Source organism: Saezia sanguinis, assembly GCF_003991585.1.
In the GTDB taxonomy this organism is placed as follows: Bacteria; Pseudomonadota; Gammaproteobacteria; order Burkholderiales; family Burkholderiaceae_C; genus Saezia; species Saezia sanguinis.
Genome location: NZ_PQSP01000002.1, coordinates 310,975 through 326,394 on the forward strand (window position 1 = coordinate 310,975; position 15,420 = coordinate 326,394).

Genomic DNA, 15,420 nt, shown 5'->3' on the forward strand with positions numbered 1-15,420 from the left:
GCGAATTCTTTTTGTACCGCAGCATTGTTTACAATGCCGGCTCAACAGAAAGAAAGGAAAAGAATGCAACGCGCCCCACGCACTTGGAAAGATACACCTACCCGTTTTGGTTTGATCAGTATGGGCCTGCACTGGCTGATGGCATTGCTGCTGATCTGGCAGTTTGGGTGTCTGCTGGTCAAAGTGTTGGGCGGGCCATTTTCATGGGGACTGCATAAAGAAGTCGGGCTGGTACTGATGGTGCTGATTCTGATCCGTGGTGTATGGGCTTTGATGAATCTGAAAAAGCGCCCCAGCTACGCCGGATTTACCCCGACTGTTCGTAAGCTGGCCATTGGCGGACACACGCTGATGTATCTGCTGATGGTGATCATTCCTGCCATTGCACTGTTGCGGCAGTTCGGTAGCGGCCGGGCCTTCAGTTTTTTCGGTATTCCCATTACCGAAAATACCGGCGTGCAGGTACAGTGGATGATAGCACCGGCCAGTGCGCTGCACAGTTGGCTGGGTTGGTTGCTGCTGCTGCTGGTTGTAGGGCATATCTCGATGGCCCTGATTCATCATTTTGTCTGGAAAGACGGCCTGATCAACAGAATGCGGTGATGCTTTTTGAAACGCATTACGAATGGCCGGCTTGATAGCCGGCCATTATTTTTATACATTCATCTTGGCGTATACAATCATCAGATATGGTTCATGGTAAAGCGCTGAATTGCTGTATGGCCGCTGGATGTGAAAACCGGCTGCGATACTTGATGACAATACAAAATGACAAAGATTGGCTATGGACCCAATCAGCATGCGTGAGCTAAAAATGCGTTGCAAGCATTGTGTTTTGGACATCTTAAAAGCATGCTGGTTGTTTTGCTGAACCGCTCGAAAAGTGACTCAAATAGGTGCCATGCTGTATGCAAATGGATATTGCGCAAGAGGTTAAAGAGAAGCTGGAGCTGTTGCAATACACTCCACAGTGGCTGATCTGGGGCTTTATGGATGCCTCATTGTTAGAGGCGCAATGGCAGGCATTTGAACAAGACGGGCGAAACAGCCCGGAACATTACCGCTACACGGCATTCCGACGCTGGCTTCAAAATAGGCAAACATATACCGATGCAGAAATAAAGCAGTTTCTTGAACTGGTCGAATCTGATCCTGACCAATTTATGGCTTTAGCCGCAGGCGTTGATCTACTCAGACAGCCGGGAATTCAAGCGCAGCAGTTCGACGCCATTGCATCATTTCTCGATCAACTGTCAGATGGTTCTTTAGCTCCCGCGATTCTGCGGGAACAGTATTTGCATGAACTGCGCCAGTTGGAAACCCTGTCTCTTGCAGAGTTTCAGCGTTATATGCATTCAGAGCATTCTGTTGTGCAGGAATATTTGCTTGAAAATTTTGCACAACAAAACGGAATGTTTTTAAAGATGCTTGAGCAGGACGGTAAAACCAAAGCCATCCGCAACCGGGCTAAACAGCTTGGGAAAAGACGCAGTGGAAAACGTGTTTGATACATTTATCTGTATCAGAAGGGGCTAACAGAACAGCAAAAAGTACACCAAGATAGGGGTGGTGTACTTTTTTGCTGTATGCATGAACAAACTACATCAAAACTTCATGCGAAAGCCAATCTCTCCATAAGCTTCATAACTGTCGCCGAAGTTTCTCAAGCTGGTACGCGCTCCCAGTTCACTGTAAAGCGAATACTGATCGTCATTCCAGTTATAAGAGCCGCCTAAAGACAGGCCACCCCACAGGCGATCATTCCGGCTCTCGAATTCCTCTCCTGAGATTTGAACCTTAGTGCCGTCAAGAAACTCGTAGTACAGATTGGCAATGCCGTAAAGTTTCAGACGATCAATTTTGCCGTTGGATGCAGTCCAGCTATCTTCGTGGTTGATGGCCAGCCCCAGGCGCCCCAGCAGACTGTCACTGTCTTTTCGTGAAACTTGGGTGCTGAATGGATCCGTAAAATTGTTGAAGCGGGTGGATGAGTAAACAAACTGTACCTGTGGAGTCAGTGACCATTGCGGGCTCAGCTCAAACAGTTTTCCAGTCTCAATACCGAGTGCATAGCCATAGGCATCGTTGCCTTTGATTTCGTCAGCATGCAGTGTATGTGAATGAATATCACTGTCAAACCAGCTTAACTGTGCCTGAGCATCGGCATAAAAACCGTTTTGATCGTACCAGGTCAGGGTACCGGCAATGCCATAGCCATCGGTACGAATGCTGCCATCAGAGGTTACGGCGCTGACATCGGCTTTGGCATAACCGTAATGCACATTGATGCCGCCAATCAGTACAGAGCCATCATCTGTTGTATGGAGTACGCCGTCTACGCCCATGCGCAGGCGCCAAGTATCAATATCATAATCTGTTTCGCTGGTGGAAAGCGAAGGCTTGTAAGTGGCGGTAGAGCCTTCCACGCGTACCCAGATGCCGGTTTTATCTGTGTAGCGCATGGTTTCTGGAGAAGATGTATCTGTTGATGATCCGCTGGGCCAGAACCGGTTGCCAACACGCTGTTGCAATGTGGGTAGGCGGTTCAGTGCAGCCAGTATTTGCGGATAAGCCTCATACAGTGCGACTCCTGGCTGATAGGTGCTGGGATGCCGCTTAGCCGGTAACCCCGGGATACTTGGAAAATCAATGATGCCCGGTGGTACATAATTCTTCAAATACCAGTTGCCATCTTGCGGGTTGGAGGTGCTGCCCTGGTGCAATGCATAAATCTGCGTGCCGCCAATGACGACCGGCACACCGGTGGGCATCACATAATCTCCGACTAAACGAAATGCACTGCTGGAAGAGTGTGCCGTATCCTGCACTTCAATAATGCGGATGCCTTCAGCAGTTCTCCCTCCCAGACCACCACGGTTAATCACTTTCACCCCATTGGGGGCTGTATAACCATCTGTACCGCCAGTAATGATCAGCCGACTGGTTGGAGAGTTGTCATTGCCCAGTGCGGTATTGATTTGAACAATGCCTCCAGGCTGTCCGGCATAATCTCCGCGGATTGTCAGAACACCTGAGGGCGTCGAGCCGACTCCGGGTGAAATAGTGCCTGCATTGTGGGTGGCATATGCTGTAGAACCAAGAGTCCCTAGGCCTTCCAGACGTGCATTTTGGAAGACAAACACCTGCCCGGTCATATTGGAGGCGCTGTTGTTATTAACTTGCAGGGTGCCACCATAAATGTAAGTGCCGCCACTGTAAGTATTGGCACCTGTTTCAGGTGCCAGTGTGAGTGTACCGGCTCCGGTTTTGGTGACTGAGCCGCTGCCCGTGATCTGGCCAATGTAGGTGCCATCATCCGGCTGGGTGAACAACACCTGTCCATTGTTTAACACGTTGTTGGCATTGTTACCTGTGGCTCTGGTTGGTAGGCTCTGTGCCCGAGCCTCCAGTGTGGCTCCGCTGTCTACCGTGACGGAGCCGGTAAAGCCGCTGTTGTTTCCGGTGAGCGCCAGAGTCCCCTGCTTGACCAGTACACTGTTAAAACCCTGCATGGGGCCGGTAATCGTCCAGACACCGTTGTCGATTTTGATGAGAGAAGAGAAATTTTTCAGCGCTCCAGGCAGATACCCTCCATTGGCAGGGTCAGGGCCGCTGCTGCCTGACAGCGTCAGGGTGTTAATGCCGCCCCCGCCATCAATGTTGCCGGTAATGACAGAGCCGGCATGCAGGTACAGATCGTCGTTGCCGTTGGAGAATACCAGGTTGCCCTCCACGACGCCACCAACCCAGTTGGTGAAAATAATGCCAGCGCCTGCAGAGGTGCCGATCACATTACCACCATTGGTCTGTCTGACCGTGCCGCGGTTAATTACTTGGTTTCTCTGCGAAGCATCGGGAGCAGAAGTCCAATCCTGAAACCAAATGGCTGCGCCTGCGCTGGACTGGACAAGCGCAAAACTCTGAATCGTAATCACGTTACCATAGCCATGCACATTGATGGCTTCTGCAATATTTTCGTTACCGGCAGATATGACCTGACCCCCAGCCTCAATGGTGATATTGGAATGACTGTTGACCTCTATGGTGTTGGCGCCTGTACCGTAATGTCCGGTATTGTTTGTAGCATGATTAATGATGGTTCCAATGATTGAAATGGTTGCATTGTCACCTAGGCTGATTGCATTGGCATTTTGTGTTTCAATTTTTCCACCTGAGTCAACAAAGACGTAACCATTGTTGTCATTACGTCCAGTGCCAACAGTGGATGTAACAGTCTGACCATAAGAGACCGAGGCATTGGTTTGAGCCAGGGCAGATAAAGGCAGGCATGCAACAAGAAGCAAGGCCAGCTTTTCATGGTAAAAGGTACATCAGTCTGCCTGGGTACCGTGGTTTTTGCATGTTTTTGTGAATAAGCGGAAATTTTTTGCCCGTTTTGTTTCATGGGGAATACCTTTTATTGTGAGAATATCAACAGCGTTTTTTGAAGATAAAAAATAATTTCTCAAAGAGAAATTGATCATTTAAGTTATAGAGTGTAGGCTTCTTACGCTGGTATTTAAGCGGTCATGGTATTTCAGTATGAAGACTTAAGACGAAATGTATATGTTTATTCTTAATAAATCTGGTTAGTCCATTTGCATGGTGGTATAACCTATGACGGTTATGACACTATGAGTGTCTGGAAGATGCAAGTTCACGACTGACGGCAAAATCGCCAGCTGCGGAAAAAAGATAGACGGCAAGGGCTCCTAAGACGAGCGCGGTATATTTTGTGCTGTTGAACTGGAACTGTTTTTTATGTATTTATACTAATTTTAGATGCATTGCTTCCGGCTATTTTCAATTGACGCATTCATTGCCAGCCTGGGTGGGAAGTGCTTTTTTTGAGCACTTTCCCATGGCGTGGCAAATAAAAACTACCACGAACCTGATGCGCCGCCACCACCGGAGCGGCCACCGCCAAAGCCACCTCTGCGCTTTCCGCTGAGCAAAAGCTTGATTAAAAAAAGCAGAATAATGAATGCAAAAGTAAAAAAGGCCCAGCCCCATCCTTTTTTGCCATTGCGCATGCAGGAAATGCCCGCGCCGATGCACATGATGATGAGTACGCCGGCCGCTAAATGCCATTTATAGAATTGAAACCAGCTTACCGGAACCGTAACAACAGCGATGGTTTGATTCACACCTTCATAAATACCACGGCTGTACTCACCCTGGCGGAAATAGGGCAGCATGGTGTCATCCACGATGCTTTGCAACTGGCTGTTGTACCGGTTTTGGTAACCGGCCCCCATAGAGATGGCAACTTTTCTATCCTCCTGGGAAAATAACAGGACAATACCGTCGTTGTCGTTTTTGTCGCCAACACCCCAGTCATCCATCAGCTTGTCGGCATAGTTTTTGATCGGCATGTTATCTGCGCCATAGTCTTTTAAAGCGTGTATGGTCACAACGGAAAACTGTATGCCGGTTTGTTTTTCCAGTTGACTGAGCGTTTGTCCAATCCGGTCTGCATCGGCAGCGGACAGAACGTTTGCAAAGTCGTTGATATACACACTTTCAGCAGATGGAAAGCGCAACTCAGCCCATGCATTTGTCAGCGGCAAGGTACATAAGGCCAATATCCATAAAATGTGTTTAATTGTTTTGTTCATGATGAATGCTTTGCGTCTACGTTGGGCTAACTGTGCTGAGGGGCACCTGTTTTTGTCATTGTCTTGATAAGCGGCATGGGTAAGACAATACCTCAATTGAACATTCTACGGTCAACAACTTTGTCATTGTCAAAAACAATTTCACTTCTTTTCTGGCCGTTTTCATTCCATGTTGTTACAAGACCATGCGATTTTCCGTCTTGGAAGTAACCCTCTGATTGCTTTTGACCATTTGGATGCCAGGTTGTCATAAGGCCGTTCAGGTCTCCATTTTGGAAAGAGGCATCCGTTTTTTGATACCCGTTTGCATACCATTCTTTCCAGGGGCCGTTTAATTCTCCATCATGGATGCTAAATTCATATTGTTTCTGACCATTTGAAAACCATACAGTTATTTGATTTTGTTGTCCAGGTTTGCCAACGAAATGTATTTCTGCATTTTTTTGCCCGTTTTCATACCATGTGGTGATAAGGCCGTTTTGTCCATTGGACTGAAAAGCCCACTCCGCCAATTTTGTGCCGTTGCTGGGATGCCAGAAAGTTGCAAAACTTGGCAATGCAGATCCTTGTTGATAATGGGCTTCCGATAGTTTTTGACCATTCTCACTCCAAATAACGTGTAGGCCATCAATTCCTGGTGATTTGCTGAACAGGTTGTCAATATTTGTTGGCTCATTGGACAAGGTATCAGCGTTTATCGTTGTACCAACAAACGGTAAGCCAGCATCTTGCGGGGTAAGAACCGTGTAAGGATCAGTTGCCTTTGGCCCTGATGCATAAAAATCCTGGATAAGCACCTTGCCCTGATCTGTGACGCCTAAAAATTTCCTGTAGCAATTAGATTGCTTAAAGCATGGTCCTGTGAGAATAGTTTCCCCGGTTTCCCATGGCACGGCTGCTGTGGCGCTTGGGTCAGCGGGTGAGACAGTCTTGTCGGTAGCAAAATTTTGTGTGTATACAAAATATGCTGCGAGCATTGCCAGCAAAAGAATTAAAAAGAGCAAAACCTTTTTCATTGAATTTTTCCTGTAACAATGACATGTATTTGACAGTAAAATTAATTATATACATTTTTATAAACCAGTTGCAATCTTTGGCAACTGGTTTTCTGTTGTTTTATTGGTGAGTTTTTTCTCCCTTGGCCTTGGGAGTGAAAACTGCTTTATCCAAACAATTCAAAACGGAAAGAAGAAAGCAGGTAGCTGAAAAATGTATGCTGAAGAATGTCTGAAATTTCTGATAAGGCAAGTGGTGAGGGAAGACGAGCCATAAAACCTGACAGCAGTAAGCAGTTTCTTTTTATTAAGGTGGTGCATCCAGGCCAAAGTATCTGTGGCAAGGCGTGCTTTTAGTTGCTCCACTGTTCCATCATGACAATATCAAATTCTAAATAAGAGGGTTCCCGGTCTTGTGTGTCGTAAAACATCGGGCAGAGCAATACCAGAAGCGCCAGAACGAAGATAAGTGTTTTTTTCATGCTTCTTCCCTTTTTGTTCTTAGGTCTGGAGGCAGTGTATTTTGTTGATGTGAAATTGATATGAATTTTCTATGAAGTGTGGCAAGAAAAGGTTTGCAGAATGGTCACATTCTGTAGCCTGTTGACGTGATTTGGGTGCAGGTTTGATGCCAAAGGACACAAACTTTAGCGAAAAAGAGGGTTAACCCAAAAATCTGCTGGTTTGTATTGTTTGGGAGATTGAAGATTCTGTGATGGTCGGGGTGAGAGGATTCGAACCTCCGGCCTCTACGTCCCGAACGTAGCGCTCTACCAGGCTAAGCTACACCCCGTAGCTGATACAGATACAAGCAGGTTGCCATGCTTGCATTTGTAAATTGACAATGTTTGATTATAGGGCAGCAGGTATTCTTATGCCCGACGGTCAACCGATTGAAGTGCAAATTCTATCAGGGCTTTCTTATATTGGCTAGCGGGAAGGATTTCCAGTGCATCGCAACCACGCCTGGCTTCTTTGATGGCAACCTCGCGGCTGAAGTCAATGCCACCGGTGGCGTGCACCGCTTGCACAATCTGGGGCAGATGCTCGGCGTCCCCGTGGATAATGGCGTTGCGCACCAGTTCGCGCTGTTCGTCTGTGCCGCGCTGCATGGCGATGATCAGGGGCAGGGTTGGTTTGCCTTCGCGTAAGTCATCGCCGACGTTTTTGCCCATTTCTTCTGCATTGCCTTCATAGTCAAGAATGTCGTCTATGATCTGGAACGCTGTGCCAACCGCCTGCCCGTAAATGCTGCAGGCCTCTTCTATTTCCGTTGAGGTATTGGCAATGACTGCCCCCAGGCGGGTACTGGCTTCAAACAGTTTGGCGGTTTTGTAGCGGATGACCTGCATGTAGCCTTCGATGTTCACATCGGGGTCATGTGCGTTCATCAACTGCATGACTTCGCCTTCGGCGATGACGTTGGTGGCATCGGCCAGTATTTCCTGTACGTGCATACTGCCTACAGATACCATCATCTGAAAAGAGCGGGAGTATAAAAAGTCTCCTACCAGTACACTGGCGGCATTGCCAAAAACGGCGTTGGCGGTATTTTTTCCGCGCCGCAGGGCGGATTCGTCCACCACATCGTCGTGCAGCAAGGTGGAGGTATGGATAAACTCAATGACCGCTGCCAGCAGGTGCCGGGTGCCGCTGTCGTGCCCGAGTGCACGCGCAATCAACATATGCATGACCGGGCGCAGGCGTTTGCCGCCCGATGAGATGATGTACTCAGCAATCTGACGTATCAGTACAACGTCAGAGTGCAAATGGTTGCGGATAACTTCATTCAGGGCCGCCAGTTCGGGCGTGGCCAGTTCCATGAACTGGTTGGAGGAGGGGGTTGTATTTGTAGTCAAGGCAATTCAACAGCGCAAGTTCAAATGATGTGGCAATTATAAGAAAGGGTGGCGGTTGTGTGTATTGGTTCGTAAGAGGTGGTGACAAATTCTGTAGAAAAGGCTATAATCTAACGCTCTGCTCATTTTGGGTAGGGGTTTTTATTGATTTCACATGGCGTATTTTGCTGCAACGTAGTCAAACCGGGTAACCAGTTTTGTATTATTTTGTTGTACAAAGTATTCTGATCTGAAAGGGTTCCTATGTACGCGGTCATAAAAACCGGCGGCAAACAATATAAGGTTGCTGTTGGCGAGAAGATTAAGCTAGAACAGATTGCTGCGGAAGTGGGCCAAGAGATTGTGTTTGACCAGGTGTTGGCTGTCGGCGAAGGCAGTGAACTCAAGGTAGGCACGCCTTTGGTCGCTGGCGCAACTGTAAAAGCTACAGTGTTGGCACATGGCAAGCACGACAAAGTCACCATTTTTAAAATGCGGCGTCGCAAGCATTATCAAAAGCACCAAGGGCATCGCCAACCATTCACTCAGGTGCAGATTGAGGCTGTCAGCGCGTAATGCGTTTGGGCAAAATCAGTTTTATTGTATAAAGCACAAGGAGTTATCAAATGGCACATAAAAAAGGTGGTGGTTCCACCAGTAACGGACGCGACTCACAGGCTAAACGCTTGGGAGTGAAGGCGTATGGCGGGCAGAGCATTCCTGCGGGTTCTATCATTGTGCGTCAGCGTGGCACCAAGTTCCATCCTGGCACCAATGTAGGCATTGGCAAAGACCATACTTTGTTTGCTCTGGTTGACGGGCAGGTGAAGTTTGAGATCGGTGGCGAGTTCAAGCGCCAGACGGTCAGTGTGGTGCCTACTGCACAGTCCTGATTGAACTGACACGTTGTCAGGTCAACAAGCCCGCATATAAGCGGGCTTTTGTTTTTTGAAGTCCTTATAATCCATGCATTAGCCTCAATGAATGCATTTCATGCGCTTATTTTATTGGGCATTCATTTTGGGGCTGTTTTACCCCAAAGCCGATTTTGACTGGTGTGCCATCGATTGTGTATTGCCTGATTGTGGTACAGAAATGAAGAACGTATTATGAAGTTTGTTGATGAAGCAACCATTGATGTGGCCTCGGGTAAAGGAGGCGATGGCAGCGCCAGCTTCCGGCGTGAGAAATTCATTCCCTATGGTGGCCCTGACGGCGGGGACGGTGGACGTGGGGGGCATATATTTGCTGAAGCCGACCGCAACCTCAATACGTTGATTGATTACCGTTATGCACGCCGCCATGAAGCCAGAAATGGTGAAAATGGCCGTGGCGCAGACCAGTATGGCAAAGCGGCTGAAGATGTGGTGTTGCGTATGCCGGTGGGCACCATCATTACCGACCTGGATAGCGGAGAGACGATTGCCGATTTGGCTGAGCACGGGCAGAGGGTGATGATTGCACAGGGCGGTGAAGGCGGCCTTGGCAACCTGCATTTCAAAAGCAGTACCAACCGGGCGCCGCGGCAAAAGACGCCAGGCAAGCCAGGTCAGCAGCGCAAATTGAAGCTCGAACTGAAAATTCTGGCCGATGTGGGTTTACTGGGTATGCCCAATGCGGGTAAGTCAACGCTGATTACAGCCGTTTCGAATGCACGTCCGAAAATTGCGGATTATCCGTTTACCACCTTGCACCCGAACCTGGGTGTGGTGCGTGTCGGGCCAGAACAAAGCCTGGTGATTGCCGATATTCCTGGGCTGATTGCAGGTGCCTCGGAAGGGGCCGGGCTGGGACATCAGTTTTTGCGCCATTTGCAGCGTACCCGTTTGCTGCTGCATGTGGTGGATATTGCACCCTTTGATGAAAGTATTGACCCAGTTGCGCAGGCACATGAAATTGTGGAAGAACTGCGCAAATACGATGAAACGCTGTATGAAAAGCCGCGCTGGCTGGTGCTCAACAAGCTGGACATGGTGCCCCAGCAAGAGCGCGCAGCACGGGTAAAAGCGTTTGTAAAGCGGCTGAAATACAAAGGGCCTGTGTTTGAAATATCAGCGCTGACGCATGAGGGCTGCATGCCGCTGATGCGCTCAGCTTATGAGTTTGTCGCTTCTTTCCATGAGGCCGAGCCGGATAAAGATCCACGTTTTGACACGATATCGGGTGACGATGATGACCAAGCATAGCAATTTGACAGATGCCACACAGGTGCTGATGCAGGCACGGCGTATTGTGGTCAAGGTGGGCTCCAGCCTGGTGACCAATGAGGGCCGGGGCTTGGATGAACAGGCCGTTGGCGAGTGGTGCCGACAGCTTGCTGCGCTCACCAAATCCGGCCGCGAGGTGATCATGGTTTCCAGCGGGGCTGTTGCTGAGGGGATGCGTCGCCTGGGATGGCCCAAACGGCCGAAAAAAATCGATGAACTACAGGCAGCAGCGGCAGTCGGGCAGATGGGTTTGGCGCAGATGTATGAAACGCAGTTGCGCAAATATGGTGTGCAAAGTGCGCAGGTGTTGTTAACGCACGCCGACCTGGCAGACCGCGAGCGTTATCTGAATGCGCGTGCCACGTTGCTGACCCTGTTGGACCTGGGCGCTGTATCGGTCATCAACGAAAACGATACGGTGGTGAACGAGGAAATCAAATTCGGTGACAACGATACGCTGGGTGCTCTGGTGGTGAACCTGATCGAGGCTGATCTGCTGGTGATTCTGACCGACCAGAAAGGGCTGTTTTCAGCCGACCCGCGTAAAGACCCGGCCGCGCAACTGATTCAGCAGGCACGGGCAGGCGATCCGGAACTGGAAAAAATGGCAGGAGACTCAGGTTCTTCAATTGGTAAAGGCGGTATGTTAACCAAAGTGCTGGCCGCTAAACGTGCTGCCGGGTCTGGTGCAAGTACCGTGATTGCCTGGGGCCGTGAAGACGATGTACTGCTGCGGCTGGTGGATGGGCACTACAGCGGCACACTGCTGGTGGCCGATACGCATAAAACGCTGGCACGTAAACAATGGATTTCCGATCACTTGCAGGTCAGCGGCTCTGTACAGGTGGATGCCGGTGCGGCAGACAAACTGCTTCATGCAGGCAAGAGCCTGCTGCCGGTTGGTGTGGTGAAAGTAGAAGGCGATTTTGTACGCGGTGAAGTGATTACGGTCATTGATCTGGAAGGACGGGAGATTGCCCGTGGGCTGGCCAACTATGCGGCGCCTGAAGCCCGCCTGATTGCTAAACACCCATCCACAGACATTGAGCATCTGCTGGGTTATGTGGCGGAACAAGAGCTGATTCACCGTGACAATATGGTGTTGTCATCCGTTTCTCAACGCTGATTGCCTGCTATAGCTGGTGCTGTGGTTGTTGTATCTGGAAAGCCCTGCGTGATGGCCTGCGGCTGGTTATCCCTGCATAAAAACATATCAAGCAGGTTGAGGAATCTATTCGCTGCAAGCGAAAAAACAGTACTCTTTTAATGCACCTGGAATTGTGCCAGAAAGCCTGTAAAAACAGGATACTGCCAGTAAGATCAATGAATACAAGCGGCTTATTTGCCATCAGAAATTCAATGGTCTGAAAAGGATGTCATATGAAATTGACGTATTTTGTGCATTCAACCACTGTTGACAATGAAGCCGGGCTGGCAACCGGATGGGTGGACTGTGAGCTTTCGGCAAAAGGACGCAAGCAGGCGCAGGAACTGGGTGAGCTGGTGACAGACGTATTTGATGTTATTTTTACATCAGATTTAAAACGTTCAATTGAAACAGTTGCCCTGGCGTTTGGAGCGAGGTTCCCAGTTAAAAATGATTGGCGGTTGCGAGAAATTAATTATGGTGACTTCAGTCAGCAGCCTTCTCACAAAGTAAAAAACAACCTTAACCAGTATATTCTGGAGTCGTTTCCTGGTGGAGAGTCTTACCAGGATGTGGAAAACCGGGTTGCCGGTTTTTTAAAGGATCTGAAACAAAACTATAAAGAAAAATCCGTTGCCATTGTTGCGCATCAGGCACCTCAACTGGCACTGGACGTTTTGTTACGTGGTAAAACCTGGCCGCAGGCTTTTCAGGACGATTGGCGCAATACACACGCATGGCAACCCGGCTGGATGTATGAGGTGCCAGTGTAAAAGGGTTTACTGATGGGACACTGGGGTCCTGTATCCGGCAAAAAATTGTTTTACAGTTAACAGGTGTTTGGGAGAAATAGATGTTTTGGTGTCAACGTGTTTTCTTGGGGATAGTTGCCACCTGGTTTTCTATTTGGAGCGGATTTGTACTGGCAGATACAGCAGCAACGAATGGTTTTGACCGGCAGACTGTCATGTCGCAGACGTTAACAAATAGCCCTGATTTCATTGTGACATGGCACTATTTTGAGACCCCGCTATGGGGTGGGTGCCAGGCTGCTGCGGAGGTATTGGCGATTCGTTGTGAAACGGAGCACGCTTCATCAGACTTGCAGCCGCAGTCACACTATTTTTTCGTCTTGAATGCTGAGCAGTTGGCCGCATTTTTAGATGCCATGTCTGCACGGGAACAGGCGGATGCACGTTATCATCTTTTTTCTCCATCCAGAATGTTATTGCCCGAAGGTGTGCCAGGGGGCATGGTTCTGGGCTCTGCACCTACACATGTGCCGGATGATGCGCGCCATTGGTTTACTGTGCCACAGTTATTCACACTCACGATCATGTCTCAACCTGATGAGCGTATGACATTAGGTTTGAAAACGACGGCAGATGCGAGAGTAGTGCAAGGCGTACTACACTTTGAAGAAGGGACGGGCGCTGCTGCAGAATTGGCGCTGCCTGTGATTCAACAAGGCGAAGCTATTTTGGTCGGCGGGTATGGTGTGCAGATTGACAGTCAGGGCAATCGCCGTTTCACCGATAGTGCTGCTGCCGATGCTGCCAGCCTTCCAGGTGGTCACCAGGCAGAGCGCTATGTTTTGCTGGTGCCTGTGCTTGCTGGGGATAGCCAGGATTCTTTGAAATAACGATTGACTCTGTAACTGAGCTGGAATTGATTTGCCGCGACAACGCGTGGTGGTGTCAGCGTAATGGCCGGAACAGTTGCATTTGCTGCAGCAAGGTATACAGGGTGGGCTGAAATGAGAATGCTTGCATCAGGTGCTCGGCCTCAGCCAGAAATTTTTGCCGCTGCGCCATGGGTGAGTTGCTACGTACGGCGCGGATCAGGATATTTTTTGGGGTGTGCTCAAGGTCGATAAATTCGAGCAACTGGGTTTTATAGCCACAGGCCTGCAACAGGTTGGCGCGTATGGCGTCAGTCATCAGTGCGGCAATGCGTTCCTGCACGATGCCGTAACGGGTGAGGATGGCCAGATCATCACTGTGCATCTGGGCATTGAGTTCATGCTGGCAACAGGGTACTGAAAAGATCATGCGTGCCCCCCATTTCACCGCATTGTGAAGTGCGTAATCGGTGGCGGTGTCGCACGCATGCAGGGTGATGACCATATCCACCGCTGTTTGTTGCTGGTAGCCATTGATATCGCCAACCTCAAAGGCCAGGTGCTGGTATCCATAGCGTTGTGCGGCAGCGTTGCATTTGGCAACGACGTCCGCTTTCAGGTCCAGCCCGGTCATGCGCACATCCAAACCCAGTACGGTGCTGAGGTAATGGTAAAGCACAAAAGTGAGGTAGGATTTGCCGCAGCCAAAGTCCAAAATATGCAGCGTGCCGCTATGCTCTTGCTGTAGTGCGTCTTTGACGATTTCAAGAAAACGGTTGATCTGCCGGTACTTGTGGTACATGGCTTTGATAATGCGGCCCTCGGGAGTGAATACACCCATGTCTACCAGCGGTGCAATGGCCTGGCCTTCGGGCAGAAGGTAGTGTTTTTGGCGGTTATGTGTAGAGGAGTGGGCAGATGCCGGTGTATTTGATTTTGCCGGGATAGAGGCTGCACTACTGGACGCGGAGGGTGTTTCTGCCTGGGCAGCTTGCCGGCCAAATTGAACCTTGCCTTTTTTGGTCAGGCGCAGCCGGTATTGTGTATCCGGCGTAAAGGCGTTGAGCTGGGTAAAGTCCTGCATCAGTTGGGAGAGTACAGTGCAGAGTTGCTCAGGCATGATGTTTTCATGGAAAACCTGAGCGCCAATGCGTTTACTGATCTGGTAGCCTGCTGTCGTAGCGGTGATATCCACCCGGGTGCAGGGTGCCGTTTTGGTTTGCGGGTTACTGACAATGATACGTGCAGGTGTGGCCTGGGCAATGGATTCCAGGCTTTCCAGCAGTGAGCGGGTATGGTCGTTCATGACATTTTTCAGAGGGTCTGTCGAAATTATAGCAAGCGGCAGAGGCATTGAGCTTGATGTGTATGCAGGCTAGCATACGACCAGCCAGCAGATGACTAAACATCTGCTGGCTGGTATGAGACCAATTGTTTATGCCAGTTGATTAAGGTTTTTGGCTTGCATACGGTGTACGCAGGCGTCTGATCACACTTTCCACACTGCGCGGACGTGATGCGTTTTCACACATATAGATCTGTGCGATCATTCTTTCATGGCTAAGCGCCGGAGCGTCCCTCAGGTTTTTCCACTCAGGGTTTTCAACGGCACGCCAGCCACCATCACCAACAGCTCGGGCATAAATTTTGTATGTGTTTTGTGCACACAGAATACCTTCATACATGGCGTTCTGTGCACCGGTATTGCTGGTGGCAATGACCACATACCGCACAACACTGTCTTTATCGATGGTGATGGTCTTAGGGTCAATGAACCAGTTCATCCGGCTGCCGGGCATGGCTTCGATATTGATGGCGCGGTTGAGGTCAAAATCAGGAAAAGAGGTGATTTCAGTTTCTTTCCAGTCCAGCCAGTAGTCATCGGCGTAAGTGGTATTCTGGGCGTAAATGCAGGTGGCCGCTGTTCCCAGCATCCATGCGATAAAAACGGTGCGAAGAGCGGATTTGAAATTTTTCATGTTGTCTGTCTACTT

At 49.4% G+C, this 15,420-nt stretch carries 15 protein-coding genes and 1 tRNA gene; 8 read left to right on the forward strand and 8 right to left on the reverse strand.

What is annotated here, in order from left to right; genetic code table 11:
• Positions 1–63: 63 nt before the first annotated feature.
• Both CUZ56_RS05515 and CUZ56_RS05520 read left to right on the forward strand, forming a co-directional pair.
• Positions 64–603, forward strand: a complete 540-nt coding sequence (locus CUZ56_RS05515) for a cytochrome b (RefSeq protein ID WP_126979050.1) — start codon at positions 64–66, stop codon at positions 601–603.
• A 305-nt stretch (positions 604–908) separates the two neighbouring features.
• Positions 909–1,508: a hypothetical protein gene (locus CUZ56_RS05520; protein WP_126979052.1), complete on the forward strand. Its 600-nt coding sequence runs from the start codon at positions 909–911 to the stop codon at positions 1,506–1,508.
• A 96-nt stretch (positions 1,509–1,604) separates the two neighbouring features.
• Here CUZ56_RS05520 and CUZ56_RS05525 read toward each other — a convergent pair whose 3' ends face one another.
• From CUZ56_RS05525 to CUZ56_RS05545, 6 genes are all read right to left on the reverse strand, one after another.
• Positions 1,605–4,304 (reverse strand): autotransporter family protein, encoded by a 2,700-nt coding sequence (locus CUZ56_RS05525; protein WP_204250833.1) that lies wholly within the window; start codon positions 4,302–4,304, stop codon positions 1,605–1,607.
• 576 nt (positions 4,305–4,880) lie between these two features.
• Positions 4,881–5,618: a TPM domain-containing protein gene (locus CUZ56_RS05530; protein WP_126979054.1), complete on the reverse strand. Its 738-nt coding sequence runs from the start codon at positions 5,616–5,618 to the stop codon at positions 4,881–4,883.
• Positions 5,619–5,710: 92 nt separating this feature from the next.
• Positions 5,711–6,634 (reverse strand): toxin-antitoxin system YwqK family antitoxin, encoded by a 924-nt coding sequence (locus tag CUZ56_RS05535; RefSeq protein ID WP_126979056.1) that lies wholly within the window; start codon positions 6,632–6,634, stop codon positions 5,711–5,713.
• Between the two features lie 332 nt (positions 6,635–6,966).
• Positions 6,967–7,095, reverse strand: coding sequence for a hypothetical protein (locus CUZ56_RS16265; RefSeq protein WP_275427135.1), 129 nt, complete (start codon positions 7,093–7,095; stop codon positions 6,967–6,969).
• Positions 7,096–7,329: 234 nt separating this feature from the next.
• A tRNA-Pro gene (locus tag CUZ56_RS05540) sits at positions 7,330–7,406 on the reverse strand.
• A gap of 79 nt (positions 7,407–7,485) precedes the next feature.
• A complete protein-coding gene (locus CUZ56_RS05545) occupies positions 7,486–8,436 on the reverse strand; it encodes a polyprenyl synthetase family protein (RefSeq protein WP_126979679.1) in 951 nt (316 codons plus the stop codon).
• A 279-nt stretch (positions 8,437–8,715) separates the two neighbouring features.
• On the opposite strand from CUZ56_RS05545, the gene rplU reads away from it, so the two are divergent.
• The 6 genes from rplU (at position 8,716) to CUZ56_RS05575 (ending at position 13,447) form a co-directional block, all read left to right on the forward strand.
• Complete coding sequence (gene rplU, locus CUZ56_RS05550) at positions 8,716–9,027, forward strand: 50S ribosomal protein L21 (RefSeq protein ID WP_126979058.1); 312 nt, start codon at positions 8,716–8,718, stop codon at positions 9,025–9,027.
• Positions 9,028–9,077: 50 nt separating this feature from the next.
• The gene (rpmA, locus tag CUZ56_RS05555; RefSeq protein ID WP_126979060.1) at positions 9,078–9,344 is read left to right on the forward strand and encodes a 50S ribosomal protein L27; all 267 of its coding nucleotides are present in this window, start codon (positions 9,078–9,080) and stop codon (positions 9,342–9,344) included.
• Between the two features lie 216 nt (positions 9,345–9,560).
• Positions 9,561–10,637 (forward strand): Obg family GTPase CgtA, encoded by a 1,077-nt coding sequence (gene cgtA / locus CUZ56_RS05560; protein WP_126979062.1) that lies wholly within the window; start codon positions 9,561–9,563, stop codon positions 10,635–10,637.
• Complete coding sequence (gene proB, locus CUZ56_RS05565) at positions 10,621–11,784, forward strand: glutamate 5-kinase (protein ID WP_404948030.1); 1,164 nt, start codon at positions 10,621–10,623, stop codon at positions 11,782–11,784. Before cgtA ends, proB begins: the two co-directional genes overlap by 17 nt.
• A gap of 254 nt (positions 11,785–12,038) precedes the next feature.
• Entirely contained in the window at positions 12,039–12,578 is a 540-nt protein-coding gene (locus CUZ56_RS05570; RefSeq protein ID WP_126979064.1) for a histidine phosphatase family protein, read from the forward strand.
• An 80-nt stretch (positions 12,579–12,658) separates the two neighbouring features.
• The gene (locus CUZ56_RS05575; RefSeq protein WP_126979066.1) at positions 12,659–13,447 is read left to right on the forward strand and encodes a hypothetical protein; all 789 of its coding nucleotides are present in this window, start codon (positions 12,659–12,661) and stop codon (positions 13,445–13,447) included.
• Positions 13,448–13,502: 55 nt separating this feature from the next.
• Here the strand turns inward: CUZ56_RS05575 and CUZ56_RS05580 are convergent, their stop codons facing one another.
• Positions 13,503–14,732, reverse strand: a complete 1,230-nt coding sequence (locus tag CUZ56_RS05580) for a class I SAM-dependent methyltransferase (RefSeq protein ID WP_126979068.1) — start codon at positions 14,730–14,732, stop codon at positions 13,503–13,505.
• A gap of 142 nt (positions 14,733–14,874) precedes the next feature.
• Positions 14,875–15,405: a CNP1-like family protein gene (locus CUZ56_RS05585; protein ID WP_126979070.1), complete on the reverse strand. Its 531-nt coding sequence runs from the start codon at positions 15,403–15,405 to the stop codon at positions 14,875–14,877.
• Positions 15,406–15,420 lie beyond the last annotated feature (15 nt).